Consider the following 13,233-nt stretch of genomic DNA (forward strand, 5'->3'; position numbering starts at 1 on the left):
CCGGTCCGTCGCGGTCTGGGTCGTCGTGGGGTCGGGGGTGTTCCGGGCTCACCTCCTCGGGGTCGGCGGCCTTGGGCGCCGGTACGGGGAGCCCGGCCGACGCCGCCGATCCCCTGCGGGGGCGACCCTCCACACCCCCTCCCGCCGTCCTTCCGGCGCGGCGGAAGGGGGGGCCGGTTACTTGACCAGGTGGCCGCGGAGGTCAGGCGACCCTCCACACCCCCTCCCGTCGTCCTTCCGGCGCGGCGGAAGGGGGTGCGGGTTACTTGACCAGGTGGCCGCGGAGGTCGTCGAGGATCTTGTCCGCGGCCGTGACGCCGAGGCCGAGGTACCAGGTCTCGTCCGGGACGTCGATGGCCTGGCCGGACTTGACGGCCTTCAGGTTCTTCCACAGGGGGTTGGCCTGCGCGGTGTCACGCTTGGTCTTCTTGGGGTCGCCGTAGACGCCCGTGAAGATCCAGTCGGCGTCGGCCTGGTCGATGTTCTCCGGGCTGACCTCGGTGGCGAGGTCCTCGACCTGCTGGTTCTTCGGGCGGGGCAGGCCGGTGTCCTCCAGGATCGTGCCGATGAAGGAGGCGCGGGCGTAGAGGCGGATGCGGTCCGGGAGGTAGCGGACCATGGAGATGGTCGGCTTGTCGGCGCCGATGTCCGTGCCGAGCTTCTTCGCCTTCGTCTCGTAGGCGGCGAGCTTCGCCTTGGCCTCGGCGGTCTTGTCCAGCGCGGCGGCGTTGAGGAGGTAGTTCTCCTTCCAGGTGAAGCCGGGGCGGAGGGAGAAGACCGTCGGGGCGATCTGGGACAGTTCCTTGTACTTGTCGGCGGCGCGGAGCTGGCTGCCGAGGATCAGGTCCGGCTTCAGGGCCTCGATGGCTTCGAGGTTGAGGTTGTTGATGGTGCCGATGTTCTTGGGGTCGCCGCCGTCCTTGGCGAGGTAGCTCGGCAGGTCGGGGTCGCCTTCGGCGGGGGCGTAGCCGACGGGCTTGACGCCGAGGGAGACGACGTTGTCGAGCTCGCCGACGTCGAGGACGACGACCCGCTGGGGGGCGGCCTTGAGCTCGGTCTTGCCCATGGCGTGGGTGAGGGTGCGGGGGAACTGGCCGGGCTTGGCGTCCGTGCCCATCGCGGCGGTCTTCTGCCGGGCGGTGGCGAAGTCCTGGCCTCCCTGGGCGACGGCCTTCTTGCCGCTGTCACCGGAGTCGCCCGGCTTCGCGTCGGAGCCGCTGTCGCCGCAGGCGGTGAGGGACAGGGCTGCGGCGAGGGCGATGACGGCGGCTGTGCCGCGTCGGCGTACGGACATGGTGTCGCTCCTGGGGACGGATGGTGCGGCGGAGACCGGAGTGCCGGACTCCACTTAGGGCTGCCTTACCTTACTGCGTCCCGGGTGGCGTCAGCACAGCGGCCCCTTCCCGCTCAGGTGAACCCGGGGACCGCCACCCTTATGTGTGAAGCGGCGGGGCTCGCGTTGTTCGGGTGGAAGTGCGAAAACTAGCTTCGGTGGCCGGAGGTGACAGTCGATGACTGCCTGTGCCATCGAGACCGACGCGGGGAACGACGGCGCGGTCCGGCGTGCGGGGTTCGCGATCGCGGCGGACGGCGCCTACGCGGCGCGGCTGGCCGGTGACGGCGATGCGCTGTTCCCCGAGCGGTGGACGCTGGACGGGCCGGAGCCGTACGCCGTACCGCTGCCGCTCGGCCAGCCGGAGGAACGGGACGCGCAACTGCTGCCGCTGACGGACGGACGGGTGCTGATAGCGCGCCGAATGGGCGAGCGGTACGCGTTCTCGCTGCTGTATCCGACCGGGCCGGGGACCGGTGAACTGCCTTTGGGTGCCGTCGAGTCGGCGTCGCTGCGGCTGCTGCCGCCGTCGCCGGACGGCCGTAGCGCGTACGCGCTGGCGGTGGGCGAGCACTCCACGGCGGTGTGGCTGGTGGCGGGCGGCGCCTTCGGTCCTGAACGGGTCGCCGAAGTGAAGGGGGCCTGCTCGGGTGGCGTGTGGCTGGACCGGGCGGGGCGGCTACTGGCACTGGACCGGCGGCTCGACGGCGGGCCGGTGAAGGCGGTCGCCGTCGACCTGGGGCGGGGCGGTGAGGTGACTCCGCTGCTCCAGATCACGGATGAGAGTGACGACCGGCTGCTGCTGGCGGACGCGGACAGCGGGCTGCTGCTGATCCGTTCCGACGCGCCGTCACCGGGGCACGCGCGGCTCGGCTGGGGCGTGCTCGGCTCCACGCGGCCGGTGCGGTTCCCGGACTGCCTGCGGCCGTCGGACGCGGCGGTGACCCCGTTCGCGGTGCAGCCGGGGCAGGTGCTGATGCCGGAGAACTGTTCGGTGGCGCTGCGGATCGACTGCGCTGCGGGCAGTTGGGTGGGGGTGTGGCGGCCGGCGGGCCGGCGGTTGGTGCAACTGCCGGTGCCGGACGGGTGGCTGGCGGGTACGGGGCTGTGGACGGCGGAGGGGGAGCTGCGGCTGCCGTACACGACCCCCGCGGTGCCGTGCGGTCTCGCGCGGATCGAGGTGGCACCGGAGGTGCTCGTACCGGATCGGCTCACGACATCCGCACAAGCGGAATCCGCAGGTGAGGAATGTTCGGGGCCGCCGAGCGGTCCTGTGATGTGCAAGCCCGTGCCGTTGCAGCAGGCGCCTCTCACGGGGCGCGCGATGCCTCGTTAGACTCTCGGGCCGCACATCATCAGCGATCACTACGGGGTGAATTCCCAGATGTCTGAAGCCAGCACCGACCTGACCCACGGGCGACCGCAGGGGGACGACGGCGGCTCCGGAAAGCACCGAGGGGGCGCGGCGGCGTCGGAGGACATGGCGTCCCAGCCGCACGGCCGTCACCGCAGGGAGCCGAACCACGGTTCCCACGCGGTCTGACGGTAGGTCAGTTGTCGTTTCGAGGGCCGTTCCCGGTGATCCCGGGGCGGCCCTCGTCGTCTCCCGGTGCGCCGGAGGCCGGCGTCTCAGGGGCGGGTGAGCGACAGCACCTCCGTCGCCGCGAACGTCTCGCCCGGGGGCCGCTCCGCGTAGTACGGGGTGAGCTGGGCGTCCAGCTCGTCGTACGAGTAGGTCTCCTTCCGGGTGCCGAACGTGGCGGCCACGCGCGGGCGTTCCATGACGGCGACCAGACCGCCGTGCACCACCAGGAGCTGGCCGTTGACGCGGGCGGCGGCCGGGGAGGCGAGGTAGCCGACGAGCGGGGCGACGTGTTCCGGGGCCAGCCGGTCCGTCTCGCCGGGTGCCGGTTCGGCGACGCCCGCGAAGACGTCGGCCGTCATGCCGGTGCGGGCGCGCGGGCAGATCGCGTTGCACGTCACGCCGTACTTGGCGAGGGCGTGCGCGGTCGATGTGGTGAGGCCCACGATGCCGCCCTTGGCGGCCGCGTAGTTGGGCTGGCCGGCCGAGCCGGCGAGGAACGCCTCGGAGGAGGTGTTGACGATCCTGCCGTGGACGGGGGCGCCGCCCGCCGCCTTGGAGCGGTGGCGCCAGTGGGCCGCCGCGAAGCGGGTGGTGTTGAAGTGGCCCTTGAGGTGGACGCGGATGACCGCGTCCCACTCGTCCTCGGTCATCGAGAAGACCATCCGGTCGCGCAGGATGCCCGCGTTGTTGACGAGGACGTCGAGCCGTCCGTACGTGTCGACGGCCAGGTCCACGAGGGCGCGGGCGGCGGTGTGGTCGGAGACGTCGCCCAGGTGGGCGACGGCACGGCCGCCCGCCGCGCGGATCTCGGCGACGGTCTCGGCGGCGGGTCCCGCGGACGTCTCGCCGTGGTCGTTGACGACGACCGCCGCGCCCAGCCGCGCCAGTTCCAGCGCCTCCGCGCGGCCCAGCCCGCGCGCGGCGCCGGTGACGACGGCCGTGAGCCCCTCCAGAGGCAGTGACATGGTCCGTTCCTCCCGTCGTCAGAGTTCGATGCAGGTGCGCAGGGCCTCGCCGGTCCGCATCTGCGTCAGGGCCTCGTTGACGTCGGCGAGCCGGACCCGGTGTGTGATCAGGCCGGCCAGGTCGACGCGGCCTGCCCGCCAGAGGGCGATGGACCGTTCGTACGAGCGGAGGACGTCACCGCCGCCGTACATCGACGGCAGGATCCTCTTCTCGTCGAAGAACAGCTCGAACATGTTGAGCCGCAGGAAGTCGTCCATGGCGCCCGCGCCGACGATGCAGAGGGTGCCGCCGCGCCGGGTGGTCTCGTAGGCGGTACGGGCGGTGGCCGAGCGGCCGACGACCTCGAAGACGTAGTCGAAGCCCTCGCCGCCGGTGACGCGCTGCTTCGCGTCGGCGAGCCCGTCCGGGGCGACCGCCTCCGTCGCGCCGAACCGGAGGGCGGCCTCTCTGCGGGACTCCACCGGGTCGACGGCGACGATCTCGGCGGCGCCCCGCAGCTTGGCGCCCTGCACGGCGGAGATGCCGACGCCTCCGCAGCCGATGACCGCGACCGACGAACCGGCTTCGACCCGGGCGGTGTTGATGGCCGCGCCGAGTCCCGTGGTGACGCCGCAGCCGATGAGCGCGGCGATGTCGAAGGGGACGTCGTCGGGGATGGGGACGGCGCAGCCCGCGTCGACCACGACCTCCTCGGCGAAGGTGCCGGTGCCGGCGAAGCCGAAGACGTCGCCGCCGGGCCGCTTGAAGTTGGGGGTCCCGGCGTTGAGGAACCCGGCCAGGCACAGCTGGGTCTGGCCGCGCCGGCACGCCTGGCAGGTTCCGCAGGCGGGGAGCCAGCACAGGACGACCCGGTCGCCGGGCTTGACCGAGGTGACGCCTTCGCCGACGTCCACGACCTCACCGGCGCCCTCGTGGCCGGGGACGAACGGGGCGGGCTGCGGCAGGACGCCGCTCATCGCGGAGACGTCCGAGTGGCACAGCCCGGTGGCCCGGACACGGATCCGCACCCTGCCGGGGCCGAATCCCACCGCCTCGACGTCGTCGTGGACCTCCAGCTTGTCCTGGCCGGTCTCGTGCAGTACGGCTGCGCGCATGGCGCGGCTCCCTTCGGTCCGTGCGGGCGTGAGGGGCGTGACGGGCGGTGAGGGGCGGTGGGGTCGGGGAGATCGGTGGGGTCGGGGAGATCGGTTAGGCAGGGGAGATCGGTGGGGGCGGCGCTGCAGGGCGGTGCGGATGGGCGGTGCGGGCGGGCGGGTGCGTTCAGACGGTCTCCACGACCGTGTCGGCGAGGACGGGCGCGTCGTCCCGCTCGGCGGCCGTGACCGCCGCGCGGACCTGTCCGGGCTCCTCCCAGAGGCGTACGCGCAGGGTCTCGCCGGGGAAGGCGACCCCGGCGAAGCGGGTGCGGTACGAGCGGACCCGGGTGACGTCGCCGTCGAGGACCGTGTCCACGACGGCCTTCAGGGTCATCCCGTACGTGCACAGCCCGTGCAGGATCGGCCGGTCGAATCCGGCGAGCTTGGCGAACTCGGGGTCGGCGTGCAGCGGGTTCCAGTCCCCGGACAGCCGGTACAGCAGCGCCTGCTCTTCGCGGACGGGGCGCTCGACGGTCCGGTCGGGGGCGCGGTCCGGGGCTTCGGCGCGGGCGGAGGGGCCGCGCTCACCGCCGAAGCCGCCTTCGCCCCGTACGAAGATCTCGGCGTCGCTCGTCCAGAGCGGCCCGTCGTCGTCGGCGGTCTCGGAGCGCAGGACGATGAGGGCGGCCTTGCCCTTGTCGTACACGGCGGCGACGCGTGAGGTAGTGACGGCCCGGCCGCGTACCGGGATGGGGCGGTGCAGGTCGACGCGCTGCCCGGCGTGCAGGACGGCGGCCAGGTCGACGTCGATACCGGGCGCGGCCAGCCCGCCGAGCATGCCCATGCCGGCGCCCGCGACGGTGGCGAAGCTGGGCAGGACGTGCAGCCGGGACTCCAGGGTGTAGCGCAGCTCGTCGGGGTCGGTGGCGGGCGTTCCGGCGCCGAGGCCGAGGTGGTAGAGCTGGATGTCCTTGTGGTCCCAGCCGATCTCGGCGGAGCGCGGCTCGGCGGCGAGTGCCTGGGGGACGTCGATCGGCATGGGGCGCTGCTCCCGGGGGTCGTGGGCGGAGAGGACCTCGGTGCGACCGTCCGCACCGTCGGCCACACCGAGGCGTGCGGGTGCCGACCGCACGAGAACGTGTTCTAGGGGCCGGCGGCCTCCTGTATAGCGCGTGCCGGGTGGCTTGGGAAGGCTCCTGACGCCTCGTCAGACACCCTGGGCCGGATTGCTCCGGCGGGGCAGCCAGAGGTACATCATCAGGGCGCTGGCGACGAGGATGCCCGCGCCCGTGCGGAACGCCAGGGCGTATCCGGCCGTCAGCGTCCCGGGGTCCGTGGCGCCCTCCGTGCGGGACGCGGCGACCGTGGACAGCACCGCGAGGCCCAGGGCGCCGCCCATCGTGCGGGAGGTGTTGACGAGCCCCGAGACGAGGCCGGCGTCGCCGGGGGCGGCGCCCGTGGTGGCGAGCGTGGCCAGCGGGGTGATGACGAGCCCGACACCGGTCATCATCAGGATGCCGGGCCCCAGGATGGCCGTCGTGAACGTGCCGTCCGCGTCCATCAGCGACTGCCAGGCGAAGCCGACGGCGCCGAGCAGCGCGCCGATCACCGCGAGGTTGCCCGCGCCGGTGAGCGGCATGAGCCGGGGCGCGATCTTCGAGCCGACGACGATGCTGATCGAGCTGGGTACGAGGGCGAGCCCGGCCTCCAGCGGGCTGTAGCCGAGCACGTTCTGCGCGTACACCGTCATGAAGAACCACATGGCGAACGACGCCGAGCCGGTGACCAGCATGGCCACGTTCGCGGCCGCCACCGCCCGGGACCGGAACACCTTCAGTGGCATGAGCGGCTGCCGGGCGCGGGCCTCCACCGCGACGAAGGCGGCGAGCAGCGCGAGCCCGCCGAGGAGGGGCACGAGGGTCTCCCGGGCGCCCCAGCCGGCCTGCTCGGTCTGGACGACGCCGTACGCGAGGGCCGCGAGGCCGCCCGTGACCAGCACCGCGCCGGGCAGGTCGAGCCGCCGCCCGGCGCCGGTGCGGTGTTCGCGGACCCACACGACGGCGGCGATCAGGACGAGGGCGCCCACCGGCACGTTGATCAGGAGCACCCAGCGCCAGGACAGCAGGTCGGTCAGGAGTCCGCCGACGAGCCCGCCCGCCGCGCCGCCGCCCGCCCCGACCGCCGCCCAGGTCCCGATGGCCCGGGTGCGGGCGTGCCCTTCCGGTACGGCGCCGGTCACGATGGTGAGCGTGGCGGGCGCGAGGACCGCCGCGCCGAGCCCCTGGACGGCGCGGGCGGCGAGCAGCTGCCAGCCCTCCTGGGCGAGCCCGCCCGCGACGGACGCGGCGGTGAACAGGCCGAGCCCGACGAGGAACATCCGCTTCCGGCCGAACAGGTCGGCGGCGCGCCCGCCGAGCAGCATGAACCCGGCGAACGCGATCGAGTACGTGTTGAGCACCCACTGCAGGCCGAGCGCCGACAGTCCCAGGTCGGCGCGCATGGAGGGCAGGGCCACATTGACGACGGACACGTCGAGGACGACCAGGAACTGGCCGGCGCAGGCGGTCGTGAGCACCAGCCAGGTCCTGACGGGACGCGGGGTGCGGGGACGTGAGCGGGGAGTGAGGCGGGGGCGGAAGCGGGCGGGAGCGGCGGCTGCGGTGGCTGCGGCGTCTGTCCGGGGCTGGGCCATACGTGTCATGGTCGCAGCTGCCTTCCGGTCCGTACATGGTGGCATCGGTCCGGGGAGCGGGTACCCCGCGCCCGGCGCGCTCACCTCGCCCGGGTCACTCCGTGCCGTGCGTAGCGGCCCGTAGCAGGGTGACGACGGCGGCGCCGCCGAGGCCGATGTTGTGGGCGAGGCCGGTGCGTGCCCCGGCGACCTGGCGGGCGCCGGCCTCGCCGCGCAGCTGCCGTACGAGTTCGGCGGCCTGGGCGAGGCCGGTGGCGCCCAGCGGGTGGCCCTTGGAGATCAGCCCGCCGGACGGGTTCACCACCCAGCGGCCGCCGTAGGTGGTGGCGCCGGACTCGACGAGCTTGCCGGACTCCCCCACCGCGCACATGCCGAGCGCCTCGTAGGTCAGCAGTTCGTTGATGGAGAAGCAGTCGTGGAGTTCGATGACGTCGACGTCCTCGATGCCGAGCCCGGCCGCGTCGTACGCCTGCAGCGCGGCCGCCCGGGTCATGGGCGCCCCGACGGCGTCGACGCAGGTTCCGGAGGCGAACGACGCCTCGGTGTCGGTGGTCATCGCCTGCGCGACGATCTCGACGGCCCGGCCGGCGAGCCCGTGCCGTGCCACGAACCGCTCGGAGGCGACGACGGCCGCCGCGGCGCCGTCGGAGGTGGGTGAGCACTGGAGCCTGGTCAGCGGGTGGTGCACGGTCGGTGCGGCGAGCACATCGGCGACCGAGTACACGGTGCGGAACTGCGCGTCGGGGTTGTGGGCGGAGTGCCGGTGGTTCTTGGCGCCGACGGCCGCGAGCTGGGCCTCGGTCGTGCCGTACCGGTCCATGTGCTCGCGGGCGGCGTTGCCGAAGAGCTGGGCGGTGGGCGGGGCCTCGGCGAAGCCGTGGGCGGCGGCCATGATCCCGTAGTGCCGGGCGACGGGCGACGTACGGAAGTCCCCCGCCCCGGCGCCCGCGCCGAGCGCGCCGCGCGTCATCTTCTCGAAGCCGAGGGCGAGGACGCAGTCGCTCGCACCGCCCTCCACGAACTGGCGGGCCAGCATCAACGCGGTCGCGCCGGTGGCGCAGTTGTTGTTGACGTTGTAGACGGGTACGCCGGTGAGGCCGAGTTCGTACGCGGCGCGCTGCCCGGCCGTCGACGCCTGGTGGCAGAAGCCGACGGGGACCTGTTCCACGGCCTCGTATCCGATGCCCGCGTCGGCGAGGGCGGCGGTGCCGGCCTCCCGGGCCATGTCCCAGTACTGCCAGTCGCGGGTCTCGGGCTTCTCGAACCTGGTCGTGCCGACGCCGACGATGTACGCCCTCGTCTTCATGGCTGCGCCCCTTCCGTGGCCGGCCCGCAGAGTAGAACGCGTTCCAGTAGGACGGAAGGGGCGCGACGCGGGCCCCGGGTCACCCCTTCGGCGCGACCACCTTCACGGAGCCGCAGCCGATCCGCTCGGCCTCGGCTGCGACGTACGGGGGCAGCAGGTCACGGGTGTACCGGAACCCGCGCTCCGCGTTCTTCAGCTGCTCCACCATGAACACCACCGGCCCGGACTGGCAGTTCACCTCGTACACGGCGCGGGTGGCGTTGAGCGTTCCCCGGCCCCTGTCGCCGTCGAAGTGCGGCCCCCCGTTCAGGAGGTCCCGCGCGAAGACGTGCGCGGTGAGCGGTTCGACGACGGTCGTGAACCGCACGGTCGGCCTGCCCCGGTCGTAGGACGCCTCGCAGACCCTGGCGGGGCCTTCGCCACCGGCGACGAAGCGCACGGTGCTCAGGAGCTTGCGGTGGGCGGCGGGCAGGACGAACCCCTTGATCCCGCAGAACGCCTGATGGTTCGCGGCGGTCCAGTCGACCGGCGCGGCCAGTTCGCGGGGGGCCGGGTAGGCACCGGCGCAGTCGAAGTCGCGCAGGACGCCGTTGGCCACCGCCACCACCGTACGGGCGAGCGCGGCCCGCTCCGCCGGGTCGTACACGGAGTCGACCTCCAGCCCCGCCTGCCCCATGCCCGCGTCGACCACGGCCGGGCCCCCGTCGCCGGACCCGGTGCAGCTCTGCGGCAGCGCGATCCAGGCGCGGGCCCCCGACGCCATGCCGGGCAGCCCCTCCCCGAGCGGCGACATGGTCGCCGCGAGGAACTCGGCGGGCCACTTGCGGCTGTCGGTGCCGTACAGCGAGTCCAGCCTGCGGACGTGGACGGTCACCTGCCGGGCGGCCCGCTCCTCGCCGCGCTCCTCGCGGTAGCTCGTGATCCGGCACTGGCCGTACATGAGCCGGTCGCCGCGCGGGTCGGGCTGGAGCTTCTGCTCCTCGGCCTCGATCCTGCGGTCGCCGAAGAGCGCGGCCACGGCGGAGTCGTCGAGGGAGTCCCAGCACGGCTTGGGCCCGACCAGCGGGAGCGTGTCGGTCCGCCAGCCGACGACGCCCGCGCCGAGCAGCGCGCCGACGAGCCCGGCGACGACGGCGGTACGGACCGTGCGGTGACGCAGGAACCGCCCCAGCGGCGACCGCCGCGCGGGCGCGGGCTCGGTCGCGGCGGCGGGCTCGGTCCCGGACTCGGCGGCGGCTTCCGGCGTGGCTGCGGTGTCGGTCTCGGCGGCGGGCGCGGACCCGGACTCGGACTCGGCGGCGGCTTCCGGCGCGGCCGCGGCCGCAGTCCCGGCGGCGGTGTCGGTCTCGGTCGCGGCGGCTTCCGGCGCGGCTGCGGCCCTGGTCGGCGTCTCGGTCGGCGTCTCGGTCGCGGCGGGCTCGGTGCCGTTCCCTCGCTCGGTCCCGTTCCCTCGCTCGGTGCCGTTCCCCCGCTCGGTCTCGGATTCCGCCATCACGCCACCGTTCCCTTGTTCTCGCACCCCATGTACGCGCTCACGGACTGCACGAAGTTCCTGAACACCGTCCGATCGTCAGGCACGCTGAGGCCGCGCAGGCCCTCCCCCGTGCTGCCGTAGTAGACCGTCGGCCGCCCCTTGCAGGTGGTGCGCACCAGCCCGTGGTCGACGCCCTCCGGGAGACCCGCGAACAGGGCGGCGAACCTCGGTGTACCGGCCATCACGTACTGACCCGCGGGTTCCCGGGGCGTGTAGCGCGTCTCCCACAGCACGGAGCAGGTCCGCAGCCGGTCGTCCACCACGCCCACCTGCTGCTCGTAGTCGTACTCCTTCACGTAGTCGAACCGCATCCCGGGGATCCGGCAGAGCGGGTCGAGGGCGTACTCGCTCTCCTCGCTCTCGGCGACCGCCACCATCGGCGACCGCACGCGCAGCGGCGTGTCCGGCGCGCAACTCGCCGCCTTCATCGTCTTGTCGGCGAGGTTCAGCAGCATGCCCGTGACCTCGTCCAGCTCGCCGATGGAGCCGCCGTCGGTCCGGATCGTCACCGTCGACGGCTTGCCGTCCACATCGCACGCCTCCGGCAGGACCAGCATCGCCCGGTCTTCGGCCACGACTCCGTCGAGCCCGTCGGGCAGGAGCGTGGCGGAGCCGCTCAGGAAGTGGGCCAGCCACTCGCGGCGCTCCTCCGCATCGGCCGGGACCCGGCCGTACTCCGCGGTGACGGTCTTGCTGCTCGGGTCGTCGCTCGGAACCTCCCTGAGCACCAGGACCTCGCACAGCGCCTCGGGCTGTCCGGCGGACGGCGGTGCGGACTGCGTACCGGTCCGCTTCGCGCCCTGGTCCAGCGGCTCGTCCCCGAGGAAGTACGGTCCACTGTTCTGCTGCCAGGCGCCCCAGCAGTAGCTGTCGCGGAACGGCCAGCTGTCCGTGGCCGCCAGCACTCCCGTCGCGGACGCGAGCACCACCACGGCCAGGACGGCCGCGCGTATCCGCCCGCGCCGCCTGCCCCCGCCTCTGTCCTGCCCCGCCATGTGTTCCCCCTTGCGAACCGGCATCGAAGATCGAGCAAACGCGCCGATGGTACGGGCCGGCACCGACACGGCCTCACGGGGGTCGAAGGAACGATCCCGCTCCACCGGTTCGAGTGACGCCCGCATATCCGGACAACCCCGTGGGCAGCGCCCACAAGGCATCAATACCTTGGATGACGGGATTTCTCATGCGACTTCGCACCACGCTCGCCGCCGCCGTCGGCGCGTTCGCGCTCGTCCTGACGTTGCCCACCTCGGCCGGCGCGGCCACGGGCGAGTTCAGCTACACGTACTACACCGAGAACGGCGACCCGGAGACCGGCAGGCTGACCGACCCCGACAGCGGCCGGTGCATCACCCTGCCCGAGGTCGAGAGTTACGCGTTCCCGCCCGCGCACACCCCGAAGAACCGCACCACGTCGACGGCGACCGTCTTCACGGACGTGGACTGCGAAGGCCTCTTCTACGTGCTCCGGCCGGGCGGCAGCGCGAGCGAGCGGCTGAAGCTGCGGTCGGTGGTCTTCTCCTGAGCGGCAGGTTCATGACGGTCGGTCGGCATCGTCGTGTCGACCAACAGCTCCGCCCCGGTACGGACCCGTACCGGGGCGGAGTCGTTTCGCTACGTTCCTCAGACGCCGAAGTCTCCCCCGGCGGCGGCCGTGACGAAGGCCGCGAAGGCGGCGGGGGCGACGGCGAAAACGGGACCGTCGGGGTTCTTGGAGTCACGGACGGCGATACGGCAGGGCCGTGCGGCGACCTCGACGCAATCACCGCCGGTGTCTCCGCTGTGCGACGACTTCTGCCAGGCGGCGGCGCCGAGCGGCGCGCACTCGACGCACTCGCCACCAGTGTCCGAGCTGTACGACGACTTACGCCACCGTGCGCCCGTCAGAGTCTGGATGCTCTCCATAGCGTTCCTCCATTACGCGGGCGATCAGTGCCGCCGAATCCTCCACGGAGAGCGCGGCGGCCTGCAAGTGATCGTAACGGAGCGAACCTTCCCTGACAGCGTCCGGATTGGCCGTCATATGGCCCTGCACGAAGTCCTCGGTGTAGACGATGTCCGGGTCGTCCTCGAACCGCAGGATGTTGAAGGAACCCATCAGTCCGGTGTGCGCGCCAGCCACGAAGGGCAGAACCTGCACCTTGACCCACTCCCGCCCCCGCAGGCTCAACAGGTGGGCAAGTTGGGCCCGCATGACCTCCCGGCCGCCGATCTCCTGATGGAGGACCGCCTCGCTCAACACGACCCAGATGAGCGGCGGCCGGTCGCGGTCCAGTATCCGCTGCCGTTCCATTCGGGCCGCCACACGGGCGTCGATGTTCTCGTCGGTCCGCGCGCCCAGTACCGCCCGCGCGTACTCCTCCGTCTGGAGCAGCCCGTACACCAGCTGCGCCTGGTACGTGGAGATGTACGCCGCCTTCGCCTCCATCTCCGCGTACGCCTGGAACCACGTCGGCAGTTGGCTCCGCAACACCAGCCCCACCAGTCGTGAGAACGTGCCGTCCGTGCCGAGCGCGGCGTCCAGGCGTTCCGAGAACTCCCGTGTCGGCACCTTCTTCGCCGTTTCGATCTGCCCGATCAGCGAACCCGTGCAGAAGATGACTCCGCCCAGCTGCCCCTGCCTGAGCTTGGCCGCCTCTCTCAGGCGGCGGAGTTCGGAGCCGTAGTAGTCCAGCGGAGAAGCGCTGGGATCGAGATCACGGATGTTGACCATGCGGCGGTCACCCCCAAGCCAACGCCTC

Annotated in this window: 12 protein-coding genes; 2 read left to right on the forward strand and 10 right to left on the reverse strand. The window is 72.7% G+C overall.

The window, feature by feature from the left end:
- Positions 1–262 precede the first annotated feature (262 nt).
- Positions 263–1,294 (reverse strand): ABC transporter substrate-binding protein, encoded by a 1,032-nt coding sequence (locus ACGF5U_RS02625; protein ID WP_392714882.1) that lies wholly within the window; start codon positions 1,292–1,294, stop codon positions 263–265.
- A gap of 217 nt (positions 1,295–1,511) precedes the next feature.
- Between ACGF5U_RS02625 and ACGF5U_RS02630 the strand changes: the two genes are divergently transcribed.
- Entirely contained in the window at positions 1,512–2,669 is a 1,158-nt protein-coding gene (locus tag ACGF5U_RS02630) for a hypothetical protein (RefSeq protein ID WP_392714881.1), read from the forward strand.
- Positions 2,670–2,962: 293 nt separating this feature from the next.
- Here the strand turns inward: ACGF5U_RS02630 and ACGF5U_RS02635 are convergent, their stop codons facing one another.
- From ACGF5U_RS02635 to ACGF5U_RS02665, 7 genes are all read right to left on the reverse strand, one after another.
- On the reverse strand, positions 2,963–3,883 hold the full coding sequence (locus ACGF5U_RS02635) for a 3-oxoacyl-ACP reductase (protein ID WP_392714880.1): 921 nt from the start codon (positions 3,881–3,883) through the stop codon (positions 2,963–2,965).
- Positions 3,884–3,901: 18 nt separating this feature from the next.
- Complete coding sequence (locus tag ACGF5U_RS02640; protein ID WP_392714879.1) at positions 3,902–4,978, reverse strand: Zn-dependent alcohol dehydrogenase; 1,077 nt, start codon at positions 4,976–4,978, stop codon at positions 3,902–3,904.
- 166 nt (positions 4,979–5,144) lie between these two features.
- Positions 5,145–5,999, reverse strand: a complete 855-nt coding sequence (locus ACGF5U_RS02645; RefSeq protein WP_392714994.1) for a MaoC/PaaZ C-terminal domain-containing protein — start codon at positions 5,997–5,999, stop codon at positions 5,145–5,147.
- Positions 6,000–6,167: 168 nt separating this feature from the next.
- Positions 6,168–7,652 (reverse strand): MFS transporter, encoded by a 1,485-nt coding sequence (locus tag ACGF5U_RS02650; protein WP_392714878.1) that lies wholly within the window; start codon positions 7,650–7,652, stop codon positions 6,168–6,170.
- A 94-nt stretch (positions 7,653–7,746) separates the two neighbouring features.
- Entirely contained in the window at positions 7,747–8,958 is a 1,212-nt protein-coding gene (locus tag ACGF5U_RS02655; RefSeq protein WP_392714877.1) for a beta-ketoacyl synthase N-terminal-like domain-containing protein, read from the reverse strand.
- Positions 8,959–9,037: 79 nt separating this feature from the next.
- Positions 9,038–10,450: a hypothetical protein gene (locus ACGF5U_RS02660; RefSeq protein WP_392714876.1), complete on the reverse strand. Its 1,413-nt coding sequence runs from the start codon at positions 10,448–10,450 to the stop codon at positions 9,038–9,040.
- Positions 10,450–11,487, reverse strand: a complete 1,038-nt coding sequence (locus ACGF5U_RS02665) for a hypothetical protein (RefSeq protein WP_392714875.1) — start codon at positions 11,485–11,487, stop codon at positions 10,450–10,452. Before ACGF5U_RS02665 ends, ACGF5U_RS02660 begins: the two co-directional genes overlap by 1 nt.
- A 188-nt stretch (positions 11,488–11,675) precedes the next feature.
- Between ACGF5U_RS02665 and ACGF5U_RS02670 the strand changes: the two genes are divergently transcribed.
- Complete coding sequence (locus ACGF5U_RS02670; RefSeq protein ID WP_392714874.1) at positions 11,676–12,017, forward strand: hypothetical protein; 342 nt, start codon at positions 11,676–11,678, stop codon at positions 12,015–12,017.
- A 98-nt stretch (positions 12,018–12,115) separates the two neighbouring features.
- Here the strand turns inward: ACGF5U_RS02670 and ACGF5U_RS02675 are convergent, their stop codons facing one another.
- Positions 12,116–12,397 carry a DUF397 domain-containing protein gene (locus ACGF5U_RS02675; RefSeq protein WP_392714873.1) on the reverse strand — a complete coding sequence of 94 codons (282 nt, stop codon included), beginning with the start codon at positions 12,395–12,397 and terminating at the stop codon, positions 12,116–12,118.
- Positions 12,357–13,205: a helix-turn-helix domain-containing protein gene (locus tag ACGF5U_RS02680; RefSeq protein WP_392714872.1), complete on the reverse strand. Its 849-nt coding sequence runs from the start codon at positions 13,203–13,205 to the stop codon at positions 12,357–12,359. Before ACGF5U_RS02680 ends, ACGF5U_RS02675 begins: the two co-directional genes overlap by 41 nt.
- Between the last annotated feature and the right edge of the window lie 28 nt (positions 13,206–13,233).

Source organism: Streptomyces sp. NPDC047886, assembly GCF_043204435.1.
Classification (GTDB): Bacteria; Actinomycetota; Actinomycetes; order Streptomycetales; family Streptomycetaceae; genus Streptomyces.